The organism is Sneathia vaginalis (genome assembly GCF_000973085.1).
GTDB lineage: Bacteria > Fusobacteriota > Fusobacteriia > Fusobacteriales > Leptotrichiaceae > Sneathia > Sneathia vaginalis.
The window spans coordinates 242674-259251 of record NZ_CP011280.1 but is presented as its reverse complement, the minus strand read 5'-3'; the positions used below and the strand labels follow the sequence as shown (position 1 = coordinate 259251).

The 16578-nt window shown below is 29.2% G+C and carries 8 protein-coding genes; 1 reads left to right on the top strand and 7 read right to left on the bottom strand.

Annotated elements, in window-relative coordinates; all coding sequences use genetic code 11:
* The first annotated feature begins 67 nt into the window (after positions 1–67).
* Positions 68–10276: an autotransporter domain-containing protein gene (locus tag VC03_RS01265; RefSeq protein ID WP_046328312.1), complete on the top strand. Its 10209-nt coding sequence runs from the start codon at positions 68–70 to the stop codon at positions 10274–10276.
* 127 nt (positions 10277–10403) lie between these two features.
* Here the strand turns inward: VC03_RS01265 and VC03_RS01260 are convergent, their stop codons facing one another.
* The 7 genes from VC03_RS01260 to sufC are packed head-to-tail and all read right to left on the bottom strand — an operon-like array spanning position 10404 to position 16405.
* A complete protein-coding gene (locus VC03_RS01260) occupies positions 10404–10853 on the bottom strand; it encodes a thioredoxin family protein (protein WP_046328311.1) in 450 nt (149 codons plus the stop codon).
* Positions 10854–10868: 15 nt separating this feature from the next.
* The gene (dapD, locus tag VC03_RS01255; RefSeq protein WP_046328310.1) at positions 10869–11558 is read right to left on the bottom strand and encodes a 2,3,4,5-tetrahydropyridine-2,6-dicarboxylate N-acetyltransferase; all 690 of its coding nucleotides are present in this window, start codon (positions 11556–11558) and stop codon (positions 10869–10871) included.
* The gene (gene sufU, locus VC03_RS01250) at positions 11555–11992 is read right to left on the bottom strand and encodes a Fe-S cluster assembly sulfur transfer protein SufU (RefSeq protein ID WP_046328309.1); all 438 of its coding nucleotides are present in this window, start codon (positions 11990–11992) and stop codon (positions 11555–11557) included. Before sufU ends, dapD begins: the two co-directional genes overlap by 4 nt.
* Positions 11989–13191, bottom strand: a complete 1203-nt coding sequence (locus VC03_RS01245) for a SufS family cysteine desulfurase (RefSeq protein WP_046328308.1) — start codon at positions 13189–13191, stop codon at positions 11989–11991. Before VC03_RS01245 ends, sufU begins: the two co-directional genes overlap by 4 nt.
* Entirely contained in the window at positions 13191–14243 is a 1053-nt protein-coding gene (locus tag VC03_RS01240; RefSeq protein ID WP_046328307.1) for a SufD family Fe-S cluster assembly protein, read from the bottom strand. Before VC03_RS01240 ends, VC03_RS01245 begins: the two co-directional genes overlap by 1 nt.
* A 9-nt stretch (positions 14244–14252) precedes the next feature.
* Positions 14253–15662: a Fe-S cluster assembly protein SufB gene (sufB, locus tag VC03_RS01235; protein WP_046328306.1), complete on the bottom strand. Its 1410-nt coding sequence runs from the start codon at positions 15660–15662 to the stop codon at positions 14253–14255.
* Between the two features lie 8 nt (positions 15663–15670).
* Complete coding sequence (gene sufC / locus VC03_RS01230) at positions 15671–16405, bottom strand: Fe-S cluster assembly ATPase SufC (protein ID WP_046328305.1); 735 nt, start codon at positions 16403–16405, stop codon at positions 15671–15673.
* Positions 16406–16578: the final 173 nt, after the last annotated feature.

Genomic DNA, 16578 nt, shown 5'->3' with positions numbered 1-16578 from the left:
TATTTATTGACTTTTTTATTTGTCAATGTTAATATTGTAAGTACTATGTCGTTTAAAAGGGGGAATTATGGATAAAATATATAACGTGCAAAAAAATCTGAAAAGATGTATGAAAAGTAATAGAAAAATTAGCTTTTCAATGGGTTTACTTATTTCTTTTTTAATTACTGGAGGAATATACACTTATGCAAATGAATATTCACACCAAATATTTTTTAATGGTGATTTTAATAGAAATGTAAATTTTGATAACACTCTCAAGAACTTTTCTCATCCTGACTATCCAGAAACATTGGATAATAAGGATAAATATGAATACTTTGGTTCATATGGAGTAAAAAAAATTAATACAAAATATATGGATTTTGTAAGCTTTTCAACTGATTTAGTTCCAAAAAAAGCACCTAATATTTTTTTAATAGAACCTAAAAACAGTACTTTAAAAATTAATGCTGTAAATAACATTACTTTTGATAACCCAAAAGTAGATGACGAAAAAATTAATAAACCAGAAAATAAACCAGAAACAAAAGATCCTATTAACATACAAAAAATAGATAGAAAACCAATTGACACAATAACTCTACAAAATAACGTGGATATACATATTGAAAAAATTGAACAGATTACACCAAAAAATCCAACATACACAAATATATCACCATCAAAAATATCAAATGATATACTCCCGCAAAACATTGACATCAAATTTGATAAAAGAATAGTAGCAGCCCCAAAACTTGAAGATTTTACACCACCAACACCAAAAACTCCAGTAGAATTAGGAGATACTGGATTTGAAAGTGTGATATACAATGAAGCATATCAACTTTTAGATCCTGACAGGAATATTGGTAGTGAAAGAGCTGAATATAATAGAGGTATAGTTGGACAAGTTAGCATAACTAAGGGGACATTTAAAATTAATAATGTTTATGAGGATGGATGTTATTTTGCATACAAGAATTATGATAGCATACCTAACTATTATTCTAATCCTGATTATGAATCCTATAAAAATCCTATAAAACTAAATGATGATAACTATTTAAAAGAACCTAAACAATTTGATTTAGGTTTATTTGACTCAGCTGATCCTGATGATTATTTAGTTTCTGAAGATATATATAATGTTAAATATGACGATGAAAGATTTAGAACTTTTTACGGACTAAACAGTTCTGCTTATGGATATTTCGGTAAAGATGTTGATATATCATATATATCTAATGCAAGAAAGGAGACTACTAATAATTCTTATACCAACAAAAACCCTAATACCGTCATATATATGGAAACAGACAGTAACTCAGCACAAACTTTAGAAAATTTGCATAATTATAAGGTAGTAAATGATGAGCTATATAACGAAATTAAGGGGTATAAAGACCTTAGTAAGTTAAAAGATGATGATACTTTTGAATTTAAAAAAGAAATTTTTCCAACTGGAATAACTCTATTTAATTCTGAAGCTAATGTAAAACTGTTAGGGTCTTATGCTAAATTTGTTACAGTAACTACCCAATTTAGTGATGAGCGCTCTAATAAAAGATTAAGTGTTTTTAATAATAACGGAAATATTTCAGCCCTAAATTATACAACAAATGAAGATGATGATGACATTAAAAATCAAATAATATTTTATAGTACTCCAGATGCTACTCCTAAATATAGTGATTTTCAAAGATATATATATTCAAATGGACAAAAAGGTAAAATAAATATATATAGTAATAATGCTATTGGAATGTATTTTACTGAATCAGGAATAAATGGATTTCAAAATGCTCTTTCAACTGCCTTTATTAACAACGGTGAATTTAATATTTATGGTGCCCATAGTACTGGTGTAAGTCTTAAAAGACCTGCGACTCTAGGTACAAAAAGTGGTATATATTTACTTAAACCCATAAATATTTTTGGTGATGAAGCTGTTGGTGTCTTTCTACCTGGTGATGTTTCAAAAGTTCCTGAAGAAAATCTACAATTAAGAGTTAATATTGGAGAAAAAGGGAATAATAAGGAAAAAGTAACTTGGAATGATGAATTTCCAGGTAATGAAGAAGGTGAAGATTATGATGCTGAAGATGCCGAACCAAAAGACATTGTAATACCTAATGTAGGAAATACAGAAGGCAATAGTGTAGACAATGTAGACTACAGTATTGGTCTATTTTATGCAAACTCTCATAAAGCTAATATAGGGCTTACAGATATTAAGTTGGGTAAATTTGCTAAAAATAGTACGGCAATATTTGCTTCCGATGGAGAACTTCATATATCAAAAGGTAAAATAGATATTGATGGAGAAGATAATATTGGTCTTCTTTCTCAAAAAAATGGCACTAATGGTGGAAAGATTTCTTATGTTGGTGATATTACAGCTTCTGGTAAGAAAAATAAATTAGTGTATACCGATAACAAGAATATTTCAATTGAGGGTACGGTTTCAAGTACATCAAAGGACTCTGTTTCTATTTATGCTGATACTGGTACTATTGATTTAACAAAGGCTGATTTGAATATTGATATAAGTGGTGAAAATGTTGCTGCTGGTTATGCTGTAAATAACGGTAAGATTAAATTAAAAGATGAATCTAAAATTAAAATAACAAATGATGCTCCTTCTAATGGTACTGCTCTTGTAGCTAAAAAAGGTGGAGTTATAGAAGCTAAAAAGGCTAAAATAGATATTAAAAATATAGTAGCTGGGCTTTCTGCTAGTGATGATAATTCTAACATTGATTTTACTGGTGGAACACTAAATTATGATGGTGAAGGTTACTCAATTTACACAGATGGAAAAGGTAAAATTAATTTATCTGATGCAAAGATTACACTAAAAGGAAAAGCTATAGGTTTTGATGTAGATCAAGATGAAAATAGTGAACAAAATGTAATATTAAATAATATGACAAGAATTAAACCTGAATCTGATGATGTAATTCTATTTAACCTAAAAAACTCAAGTGACTTAGATACTAAAGGTGGAATAAGAGACCATATCATATCTCGCATAGAAACAAAACTTAAAAAGACTAATCCTGATATTAATTTAACCCAACTTGTAACTCAACCTAAAGCTGGAGAACCTGGAGAATTCTACAAGGTCTCAGCTATGGAAGGTGGTAATATTAAAATAGGTAGTCTTGATAAGTCTGCTGTTTCTACTGATGATATAAATGGTGAGCCTGATACAGAAGAAAAGAAAGCTAAAAAAGACGGTTTCCAATTCTATAACCGTCTACATATACAAAGATTAATAGCTACTACACATGACAATAGTACGATTTCTGCTATTTTAGATAATAAGGCAGCTAGTAAATTCAATAATCAAGTAGTTGCTCTTGAATTAAGTTCATCACCTTCTGCGACTTCTAATGCTGAAACTCAAATTAATATAGTTAAGTCTAATATAATTGCTGATAGAACTGAAAAAGGTTCTGGTGCAATAGGTCTATTTATCAACTATGGAAAAATAGATGTAGATGAAACTTCTACAATTTCAGTTGAAAATGAGAATAGTGTAGATAATAAGCAAGCAGTTGGTATATATGCTGTAAATGGTTCAGAAGTTAGTAATAAAGGTGAGATAACTGTTGGAAGTTCTAATTCTGTAGGTATATTAGGTGAAAATCACAGAAAAGCTACAAATAGTACTGAAAACGATAAATTCGGTGATGGAAAGATAAATATATCTAATGCTGGAACAATAGAAATTAAAAAAGCTAATTCTACAGGTATATATGCTAACAATATTGATAAAGAAATTACTGATAATACTGTTGTAAACTCTGGTACAATCAAAGCATTAGGTGAACATTCTAATGGTATTTATTCACATAAAGGAACTGTTTCTAATACTGGTATTATAGAACTTGGTGATAAAAATGTAGGAATATATTCTGATTCATCTATTATAAAAGACTTGGGGACTATAAAATTTAATAGTAATAATAGTACAGCAATATTTGTAAAAGGTTCTTCAACAATAGATAGTGGTAAAAAACTTACAATTGAAAATAATGGTGATCTTAGTGGTAATGTAGGTCTTTATTCTGAAAATGACTTAGAAACTGACCTTGTTATAGATGCAAAAGGTAAAAAGATAACCTCATACTATACTAAGTCCAAAGCATTAACTGTTAATGCTGATATAACTACAAGTGAAGATGGTGTAGGTATTAATGGTGATAATGGTAGCATTACTTATGAGCAAGGTAAGAATTTGACTGTTTCTAAAGAATCTTTTGGTATTTTAAGTCATAATAGTGATGTTACACTTAATGGAAATATACAACTAGATAGTGAATTAGGAAAAGGTATATACTTTGATTCTAGTGAAAAAAACTTAAATATTTCTGGAAATATTAATGTAAATGCAAAAAATGTAATAGGTTCATATATCTCTAATGTTACAGATTCAACTAAATTAACATTAACTACACCTATTACTTTTGGAGAAAATTCAGATCATAGTATTGCATACCTATTTAATAAGTCTAAATTTAATAATACTAGTTTTACTGAACTTAAATCTAAGGGTACACAACATAATACATATATTTTTGCACTTAGTGAAAACAAAATTAATTTAGGTACTAATGAAGTTTCAATTAAATCTGAAGATAGCAGTAAAGGATTTACTGGTATATATTTAGGAGAAAGCAATAAATTAACTGGTGAAAAAATTAAAGTTTCAGATAAAGCTACAGGTATTTATTCAAAGGATAATAATACAGTAGAGATTAAGAATATAGAAGTTAATGGTCAAGATACAGTTGGAATATATAGTGAAAAAAGTAATAGATTAAAAAACGTAAATATATCTAGCAGTAATAGTGCTGTAGGTATTTATGGTAAGAAAGGTAAAATCACTTTTTTAGGTGATAATTCACTAAATTTATCTTCTAAGGGTACAGGTATATATTTAGAAGAAGCTAGCCTTAATGGGGGTAGTATTAAACTTGTAAATAAGGATAATGATAAGAATAATAGCCTTGTTGGTGTATACTTTAAAGAGTCTAAATCTAGTAAAAATACTTCTAATATATCAATAGATAATGATACAAAACTAATAGGACTTTACCTAGATAAGGCTAAAGTTTTAAATAAAGGTGAAATTAAAGCAACTTTAGGTTCATCTAATACTCTAGCCTTTGTTGCTAATGGATCTACATTTACAAATAGTGGCAATTTAACCTTAACTAGTTCTGATAGTCATGCTATATATGTAAATGATGGAATTGCAGAAAATACAGGAAATATTACTGTAGATAATGAAGGTAATAAAGATAATAAGCCTTCTGTAGCAATGGCAGGTATGAAAACTGGTAAAAAGGTTATTTTAACTAATGATGGTAAAATTAATGTATCTAATAATAGTATAGGAATGTATTTAGATAATGGTGCTATAGGAAATAATAAGAAAGATATTGTAGCACAAAAGAAAGATTCAGTAGGTGTTTATGTAAATGGAAACCAAACACTGTTTACTAACACTGGTAAGATTAGTGCTGATAATATAGGGGTATATTTAAACAATACAGAAAAAGGTAATATTAAAAAACTAGGTTCTGTAACCCTAACAAATGACAATGCTGTTGCCGTTTATGCAAATAATTCTAAAGTTGATTTTGAAATAAAACCAACTGTTAAAGAAGGAGAATTACCTAATAACCTAATATCACTTTATGCTACAGGTAATACAGAAATAAGTAGCAAAATTTATACAGCAAATGGTAAAAATTCTATAGGTATCTATTTAAAAGACAATAAAGTTTCATTTAATGATGCTTATGTGAAAATAACTGAAGGTCATGAAGATAAAAATGGTGTTAGCTACAACACAGGAATTTATGCTGATAGTGAATATAAAGGTGATTTAAAAGTTAATATTGAAAATACAGCTAAAAATACTATTGGTATTGCTGTAAGTGAAGGGTCAACAGTTAATTACTCAGGTAATATTACAACAGGTAAAGATTCTATAGGTATTCTTACAAAAGGTACCTTGGTTACTAAGAATAGTACATTTAATATAGATGGTGGTACAGGTATTTTTGTTGATAATACTGCAGATGCAAAAATAGGTACTGATGAAAATACTATAATGAACTTATCAAATAAAGCAACTGCAATATACCAAAATGGTGGTAAGCTTAAATTAGGAGATAAGCTAAAATTTGGTGAAAATAGTATGGGTACTCTATTGATTTCTAGAAATGCAGAAGTTGATTCAAACATCTCATATTCTGTTAAAACCGACTCTTTAGGTGTTGGACTATATTACACAGATAATAAAGACCACAAATTTACCTCTAGTGGTAAAATAACTCTAGGTAGTGATAATGCTACTGGAATATATGCACAATCAACTGGAACTGGTACTAATACATTAATAAATAACGGAGAAATCATTACTTCAGATGGTATGAAAAATAATATAGGTATTTATGCTGATAATGTAAATGTTGAAAGTAATAAGATTAGTATAGGGGAAAAAGGTGTTGGTATCTACTTAACTAAAAAAGTAAATCTTAAAAATACAGAAATTACTTTAAATGGTGAAAACTCTGTTGGTATTTATTCAGAAAATATTTCTAATGGTTCAAATTATTCAGTAGGTAAGATTACAGGCGAAAAAAATAATCAAACTGGTTTATTCATATTTAATGAAAAATATGATGAAAACAAGAATATTACCCTTTCAGATTTAGATATTAATTTAAAAAATAATTCTAAGGGTGTTGGACTTCAAAATGCTAATTATACAATAAATGGAGATTCTAAAATATCTGTAGGTGATAAGAGTACAGGTTTAGCATTTAAGGATGCTAAAGCTAATGTTAAAGCTAATATTACTGTAAAAGAAAACTCTCTTGCCCTTTATGCACAAGGAGAAAAAAATGTAACTTTTGAAGGTAAAATTGAAGCTGGTAAAAATTCAAAATGGGTGTATGCAAAAGATAAGGCTAATATAACCTTAAATAAGTTTGCTGATTTCACTGTAAATGGTGGTCTAGGTTTAGGAGCTGACAATGCAACTATTACTGCAGATAAAGAAACAACAATTACAGTAAATGGTGGAACTGGTGCATATATTAATGATGGTAAGATAGACAAATTTAAAATAGATGTTCAAAAAGGTTTAGGTCTATACATACAAAATGGATATAATGGTACTCTACCTACTGTAAGTCTAACTGGTGATAACTCTAAAGCATATGTTTTAGAAAGTTTAAATAAGGAATTTAAAGTCAATGATAATATTACTCTTGATAAAACAAACCAAATATATATTTATTCAAAAGAAACAGGTAAAGGAATAGACGTTAAGGATATACAAATTAAAGGCTCAGATAGTTATGGAATATATAACTTGGCTGATCAAAATATAACTACAAAAGATCTTAATATATCTGGTTCTAAATCATTTGGTATATATTCTACTGGTAAAGGAAAAATTAATGTAGATAAGATTACTGTTACTGGTAAAAATAGTGCAGGTGTTTATTCAATAAAAGGTGATATCACACAAACTGGTGATATTACTAGTAAAGGTCTAGGAATATACTCTGAAGATGGTAGTGTAACACTTAATGGTTCTAAGATTTCATTAGGTGATAAAGATGGTATAGGTGTTAAGGCTAAAAATTCTAGTGTAACTATTTCAAATGCTATGACAATTAGTAACGGAAAAGAAGGTGCTGCTGGAATATATTCTGAAGGAACTGGAGATATTACTTTTGAAAACAACTTAGTAGTTAATAAGGACATTATTGGAGTATACAAGAGTGGAACAGGCACAATTAATCTTAATGGTTCTAGTACCACTATCTTGGAGAATGGTATAGGAGTATATAGTAAGGGTGCAGAAGTAAACAATGCTGGAAGTTTAAATGTAACTAATAAAAATGCTAAGGGTATCTATGTTGAAAATAATAAACTTACTTCAAATGGAACTGTAACTATTAATGGAGAAAATGCTATAGGTCTAGCAAGTAAAAATGGTGAAATAAGTTCTACAGGTGATATTAGTGTTACAGGTAAAGATGCAGTTGGAATCTACTCTGACGAAGCAGAAGTAAAATCTACTGGTAAAATTACTTCTAATAGTATAGGAATATACTCTAAAGGTACTAAAGATATTACTCAAAGTGGAGATATTACTGTTGGTAAAGATGCTGTTGGAATATTTAAAGAAGGTAGTGGTAATGTTAATATAACTTCTAAAGATGTTAAAGTTGGTGATAAAGGTTATGCCCTTTATTATCTAAACGACTCTAATAAGAGAGGAACTATTACTGCTAATATCAAAAATATGAATCTTGGTAGTGAAGCCATAGGAATATATACTAAAAATGGTAATTTAACATATACTGGTAACATTAATGTTGGAGAAAAGAAAAATTCTGCAGGTATTTATGCTGATAATTCAGATGTTACATTCAAAGGTATCTTAAATGTTTCTAATCCTGAAACTATAGGTATATTTGCTAAGGGAAATTCAAATGTAACTATAGAAAATGGTAGTACAATAAATGTTTCAAATGGAAGTTATGGTATTATGACTAATGATGACTCAACTGGTAAAATTACCATAGAAAAAGGTGCTACATTTAATATTAGTAATCTATCATATGGTATATCAGCTTATGGTAAAAATACAATAATAAACAATGGAACATTTAATATTGATGCTAATTCTACAGGTATATTCCACTCATTTGACTCTACTATAAGTGGGTCTGGTAATATTCCAAGTGATAAAATAAAGACACTGAATAAAAAGGCTGATGTAGCAGGTATAGATATTAAATTTAATGGTGAGGTTAAATTCCCTAAAAATATTGAAGTTGTTAATGGCGGTACAATAAAGGTTAATGGAACTGTTGATATTAACAATATGTACCTAGATTTTGAACATGATAATAAGCCAATAATAGATGCAAATTCAATAAAAGGTACTGCTATTGTAACTTCTAATTTCTCTATGGGTAATCGTGTTAATAAGCTAGTGTATCAAGATGTATTCAGACCTAGATCTGAAAATGGTTTTGGTAAATTCGCTGGTGATGTTACATCACAATCTGCTTCATGGATAGCAAAAATCAGTAAAACTGAGCCTGATACAAAGACATACGATATTATGATGGTTCGTATTCCATACACAGTTATGTTTAAAGGTGAAAAGAACTCACAATTAGGTAAAAGCTTAGAAGAGATAAGAAGTACTATACCGACATATTCTAAAATATTTAAAGACTTAGATAATGTTTCTACAGAAAAAGAACTTACAGATACAATAGCAAATATTAGGGGTGACATATACTCTAATATACAAGAAAGAATGTTGGATGTAGATAATACATTTGATAAGTCATATAAAGAGGTATTAGATTCACATAATGTAACAGATAGAGTACATAAGTTTAGTGTAATATATTCAAAGAATAAGCACATTGACGAAACTCTTGGTGTTTCTTCATACGATAAAGATTCATATGGAATACTTTACTTAAATGATAGAGAAAACGGGGCTAATAAGTACGGATTCTCAGTTGGATTAATTTGTTCTAAGTTTAACTTTACAGGACCAACTTCACTAGGTTCAAGTGAAGAAATGCGTTCAGGTAAATTTGGACTACATTACCAAAGAACAAAAGATAATCTTAAATACTTAACAAGACTTGAACTAGGGGTTAATAAGCATATTACAAATAGAGTAAGTAATGTTAATGGTATGAAGTATAAGTACAATGCTAATTACTGGAGCTATAACATAGACTGGAAGAATAGACTAAGTTATGATATAGATGTAACTAAAGACTTTAGAATAACTCCATATGCTAATTTAGATGTTACTTATGGTAAGATATTTGGTATTAATGAAGATGCTCTAACAGATCCTACACTTAAATTAAGTATAAAACCAAATTCATACTTTGTTATAACACCTAGAATAGGAATAGATGCTAAGTATGATATAGAATTAAAAAATGATATGCATATATCACTTAAAGGAAACCTAGAATATCATTACGATCTTAATGAATTGTATAAGAGAGTAAATATGGCAAAATTCTCTAGTGTAACAGACTACTATGAATTATCTATACCAGGTTATAGAAGAAGTGGTTTAAAAGTAGGAGGAGAAGTTGAAATAGGTAAAAAAGATAGATATGGCGTAACATTTGGAGCTACTTATGATAGATCTATGAAGTATAGTTTGAGATTTAATTATAAGTGTTTGGGATTTAATTATAAGTTTTAAAAAAGGGGTGCAGTACAAAAACTGCACCCTTAAAATTTTAAATTTTTGGATAATACGCACTATAAGAAATATGAATTTTTAGGATAATACGCAGGTAAAAATAAAAGTGTCAAATCTTTTGACACTCTTATTCACTTTTTAATGCATTTAATAATACCTTGATTATTAAATCTGTATATTTACCTTCTCTATACTCTTTTTTTACTTCATCCGTAACTTCTAATTCACTAGGATATTCTTCTAGTATCTTTTTAATCTTTATACCATCTACCCTAAATACACAAGGTATCCTATTATCACTAGATAGCATATTCAACTTTCCAAAGTTCTTTTCTCTTGATAAGTATTCAACATTAATACCATTGGGATTTAATGCTCTAATTCTTTCAACTATTGCAACCAATATCCTACAATCTGGGCAAAATGGTTCTGCAAATATTAAAAGATTTTTTTCGCTTGATATACTTTTAATAATATCTGTATACTTGCTTGATATATTTATTTCTTTTAACATTTGTACTTGTTTTTCTTTGTCAGAATCACTGCCAAATTTTAAATATTCTTCATAATTTGTCATGATTGTTCTCCTATACTATCTTAGCTTATCAACTAATTCTGTCTTACTTTCAGTTTTTTTATCTTTTTGTTTTAATATTTTAGCAGGCATTCCAGCAACAACTACATTTTCTGGAACATCTTCAGTAACAACTGCTCCTGCTGCTACAACAGAACCTTTACCTACTCTAACACCTTCTAATACAACAGCATTAGCTCCTATTACAACATTATCTTCTATTACAACAGGTTTTGCACTAGGTGGTTCAATAACACCAGCTAAGACTGTACCAGCTCCTATATGGCAATTTTTACCTACTTGAACTCTACCACCAATTATTACTCCCATATCTATCATGGTAGCTTCTCCAATTTTTGCCCCTATATTCACAACAGCACCCATCATGATAATAGCTCTATCTTCTATAGTAACTTTATCACGGATTATTGCACCTGGTTCTATTCTTGCATTAACCTTTCGTATGTCTAATAAAGGTACACCTGAATTACGTCTATCATTTTTTAAATGATAATTCTTAAGACTATTTTCTTTAATAATTTTTTCTATTTCTTCAACATCTCCATAGATAAATTTTAAGTCTTTACCTATTACTTTACATGAATAAGTATTACTAATATTTTCATCAGTTATTAATTCACATGGAGTTTGCTTTTTAGCATTTGCTATAAAAGAAATTATTTCTTCTGATTTTTCCTTTTCAGTCATTTAATATTTTCCTTTCCTAGTATTACCTCAAAACTATGCCAACTTAATGTTGCACATTTTACTCTTGCTGGCATATCACGAACATATTCCATTAGTACTGCATCATTTAAAAGACTAACATCTCCATCTTTATGATCTTTCATCATTAAAAAGAAATTGTCTATAATCTTCTTAGCTTCAACTAATGTCTTACCCTTAATATCTTCTATCAACATAGCTGTAGAAGCTGTTGAAATAGCACACCCTGAACCTATAAACGACGCATCTAAAATCTTATCATCTTTAATTTTGATTAATAAGGTTAAGTCATCTCCACAACTAGGATTATGACCTCTTTCTACATAAGTAGGTTTATCAATTTCTTTTTTTAAATCTGATCTTTTATTGTATTCTAGTATAGTTTGCTGATAAATTTTGTCTATATCTTCTATCATAATTTAAAAACCTCTTTTACTTTTTCAAGTCCTTCTATCAATGCGTCTATATCACTAGATGTATTATACACATTAAGACTAGCTCTACAAGTTGAATTTATCTTCATAAATTGATGTAGTGGTGCTGTACAATGTTGTCCAGAACGCACAGACACCTTGTATTTATCTAGTATAAAGGCTGTATCATGCGAATGAACACCTTTAACATTAAATGCAACCACTGGAACTCTATCTACATTTTCTGTATAATATGTCTCAACAAAATCTAATGTCTTTAGTTTGAATAAGAGTTCTACTAGTAGCTTATTCTCAATATCTTCTATCTTTTTAAAGCCTATTAGGTTAATATAGTCTATTGCACGTGATAATGAATATATTGCTGCACTATCTAGTGTTCCACCTTCAAATTTTGTTGGAACTTTTGCATATGTTGAATATTGTTCTTCAACATATTCTATCATATCTCCACCGTAAATAAAAGGAGGCATCTTTTCTAATAGTTCTTTTTTAGCATAAAGTACTCCAACACCAAAACTAGAATACATCTTATGACCAGAAAAAGTCATAAAATCAACATCCCATTTAAAAACTTCATGTTTAAAATGTTGTATAGACTGAGCACAGTCAAGTAATACCAACGCATCATATTTATGAGCATAATTAATAATTTCTTCAAAAGGTTGTATTATTCCTGTTGTATTCACTACAGAAGAAAGTGCTACTATTTTAGTATTCTTATTAACCTTATACTTAAAATCTTCCATATCAACTTGTCCATACTCATCCAAGTAAAAGTATTTTATAGTACAAGAAGTAACCTTTTTTACAAACTGCCATGGCAATATATTTGCATGGTGGTTTGAAACACATAAAAGTATTTCATCACCAGGCTTTAAAAATGATAAACCATATGAATATGCAACCAAGTTTATTGCTTCTGTACAATTTTTAGTAAATACTACTTCTCCATTATCACCTGATCCTATAAACTCCTTTACTTTTTTTCTTGTATTTTCTACTATTGATGTATTTATCATAGATAATTCGTATGATCCACGACCTGCATTAGCATTAAATGTTGTATAGTATTCATTCAAATTATCAATAACACATCTAGGTCTTTGAGTAGTGGCACTACTGTCCAAATAATGTATATCCTTCTTATCAAAAATCGGGAAATCATCTCTTAAATTTTCCATTATAACATCCTATTATTAATTTCTTTAAACATTTTTTCTTTAATATCTTCAAATTCTATTCTTTCAAATATTGGTCTAAATGAAGATTCTACTATAATCTTCTTAGCTTCTTTAGAATTGAAACCTCTTGACATTAGATAAAATAGTCTATCTTCATTAACCTTACCAACAGATGCAGCATGTGCTCCTAGCACATCATCTTCATCGCATAACATTGCAGGGATAGAGTGTATTTTAATAGTATCATCTAATAATATAGAGAATTCCCCTTCACTTGCACGTGATTTGCTACATCCTCTATAGAAATATATATTACCTCTAAATATCTTAAGACCATGATCTTTTGTTGCACCCCTACCTTCAATATTTCCTTCATTTTTCTTACCATGAAATAACATTGAGTATTCAAAATCTGCTTTTCTGTACCCATCTACAAGATACGCTGGTACAAAAAGTACATTTGAATTTTCTCCTAAAAATCTAGCCTTTGCTGCAACAGCATTTACCTTTGATCCTAATTCTAAATCATAATATTCTAAATTTACATTGCTATTTACAACAAAATCAGTTTGAGTTAAATTCTTTGATTCTCCATTTAAATTTTGTAGGTTAATAAGTTCTAAGTTTGAATTATCTGAAAGATTAACTCTTACATATCCATTGTGATAATGATTATAACCATCAGTTGATTCATATAGTAAAAGTATTTTTGCACTAGCATCTTCTTTGATATTAATATTTATACCATTAATTAAGGTGTCAGATGCTTTTGAAATATCAAACTTAATAGCTATCATCTTTTCTGTTTTTTTAGATATATCTATACTCAAACTATGATTTAATCTTTGCTTGTTTTCTACTTCATAATATTCACCTAAGCCCCTATATGGTTGTGGTCTTTCGTCAGAATATTTTGTAATAGTTATACCTTCTTGATCCATATTCAAAAACTTAAGGTTATCTAAAATATATTCTTTTTGTTCTATAGTTTCACTAGGAGTGTAGTCTAATCTTTTCCAGTATGGTCTTTTCATTTCTTCATATTTTTCCATTTTTTCCTCCTAACCTATAGTTCCTTCAAGTTCTATTTCAATTAATCTATTTAATTCAACTGCATATTCTAATGGTAATTCTTTTGAAATTGGTTCAACAAATCCACGAATAATTAAAGCCCTTGCTTCATCACTTGTTAAACCTCTTTGCATTAGATAAAATATTGCATCATCTGATATTCTTCCTATTGATGCTTCATGCCCTATATCTATATCATCTGTATTTGAAACTATCATGGGTATAGTATCAGATTTAGATAAGTTATCTAACATTAGTGATTCACATTCAGCTGTAGCCTTAATATGTTTAACACCTGGAACAACTTCAAGTAAGCTTCTATAACAAGCCCAACCACCATTTTTTGATATACTCTTAGACTTTACTTTAGAACTAGTATTTGATGCTGCGTGTATTACCTTACAACCTGAATCAAGATATTGTCCTGCTGATGCAAAAGTAACACCTGTATATTCAGATCTTGATCCTTCACCCTTTAAAATACTTAAAGGATAAAGCATAGATACCTTTGATCCAAATGAACCTGATATCCATTCTATAACCCCATCATCATCTACTATAGCCTTTTTAGTGTTTAAGTTATACATATTTCTTGACCAGTTTTCTATACTAGAATATCTAAGTCTTGCACGTTTACCTACATACAATTCAACAGCTCCTGCATGCACAACATTCTTGTTATACTTCGGTGCAGAACATCCTTCTATAAAGTGTACATCTGCATCATCTTCTACTATTATTATCGTATGTTCATATTGTCCTGCTTCTGGAGCATTTAATCTAAAGTATGATTGTATTGGCTTTTTAACCTTAACACCCTTAGGAACATAAAGGAATGTTCCACCAGACCAAACAGCAGCATGAAGTGCTGAAAACTTATGATTATTCACTGGTATTAATTTCATGAAATGTGATTTTATCATTTCTGGGTACTTTTTAACCGCTGTTTCTATATCTGTATAAATTACTCCATCTTTATCTAATTCTTTTTCTAGATTATGGTATACAACTGATGAATCATATTGTGCTCCAACACCACCTAAGGATTTCTTTTCAGCTTCTGGTATACCCAATCTATCGAATGTGTTTTTTATATACGAAGGGACATCGTCCCAGTTGTCTGACATTTGCTTTGCATTAGGTTCAAGATAATTTACGATATCGTTAATATCAAGGTCTGATAAGTCTGCACTCCATGTAGGCATAGGCTTTTCATTAAAAACTCTCAACCCTTCAAGACGTATATCCAACATCCATTGAGGTTCATTTTTTTTCTTTGATATTTTTCTTACAATTTCTTCATTAAGTCCCTTACCTGTTGTATAACCTGCATCAACCTTATCCTTAATATCATATATCCCTCTTTGTATATCAGCAACATATGTTCTTTTTCTTTCCATATTAGCCCCTATTTCTTAAATTCTTCAAATCCATTTTCTTCAATATATTTTATTAATTCCTTACCACCATTTTTCTTTATTTGTCCATCAACCAATATGTGTACAAAGTCTGGTTGTAAGTACTCTAAAACTTTATCATAGTGAGTTATTATTATCATTGATGTATCATCATTTTTTAATGTACGTAGACCTTCAAATACAGTCTTTGTAGCATCTCTATCAAGACCTGAATCTGCTTCATCTAATATTGCAACTTTAGGTTCTAGTATCGCCATTTGTAATATTTCATTTTTCTTCTTTTCTCCTCCAGAATAACCAACATTTAAATGTCTTGAACAGTATGAAGGATCAATGTTTAATTTTTTCATTGTTTCAACTAAGTATTTATGAAAAAATGTAAAGTATTGCTTTTTACCTGTAACAGCTTCCTTAGCCGATCTTAAAAAGTCTTCTAATGTAAGTCCAGGAATTTCTTCAGGATATTGGAATGACAAAAAAATTCCAGCACGTGCTCTTTTATCTACACTTAAATCTAGTATATTTTCCCCTTCAAGATAAACCTCACCCTTAGTAACAGTATAATTTGGGTGACCAACTAATACACTTGCAAGTGTTGACTTACCTGCACCATTAGGTCCCATTATTACATGAATTTCACCTTTATTAATTGTTAGATTTATCCCTTTTAGTATTTCTTTGTCTTCAACTTCAGCATGAAGATCCTTTATATCCAGCAATTTCATATTTATCTTCCTTTCTTTTTGTAATATTACAATTAATTATATAATTTATTAATTTTATTGTCAAACTAAATTAAGTGCCAAAATATGCTCAGTCCCTTTAAAAACAAGGGTTAATTTAACGTAAAATATATTTGACATACATTGACTTACAAATCTTCTTATGGTATACTTTC

Bases quoted from the DNA above. Each gene is read 5' to 3' on its own strand.
- VC03_RS01265 (WP_046328312.1), top strand. From the start codon at position 68: ATGGATAAAATATATAACGTGCAAAAAAATCTGAAAAGATGTATGAAA.
- VC03_RS01260 (WP_046328311.1), bottom strand. From the start codon at position 10,853: ATGACAAATTATGAAGAATATTTAAAATTTGGCAGTGATTCTGACAAA.
- dapD (WP_046328310.1), bottom strand. From the start codon at position 11,558: ATGACTGAAAAGGAAAAATCAGAAGAAATAATTTCTTTTATAGCAAAT.
- sufU (WP_046328309.1), bottom strand. From the start codon at position 11,992: ATGATAGAAGATATAGACAAAATTTATCAGCAAACTATACTAGAATAC.
- VC03_RS01245 (WP_046328308.1), bottom strand. From the start codon at position 13,191: ATGGAAAATTTAAGAGATGATTTCCCGATTTTTGATAAGAAGGATATA.
- VC03_RS01240 (WP_046328307.1), bottom strand. From the start codon at position 14,243: ATGGAAAAATATGAAGAAATGAAAAGACCATACTGGAAAAGATTAGAC.
- sufB (WP_046328306.1), bottom strand. From the start codon at position 15,662: ATGGAAAGAAAAAGAACATATGTTGCTGATATACAAAGAGGGATATAT.
- sufC (WP_046328305.1), bottom strand. From the start codon at position 16,405: ATGAAATTGCTGGATATAAAGGATCTTCATGCTGAAGTTGAAGACAAA.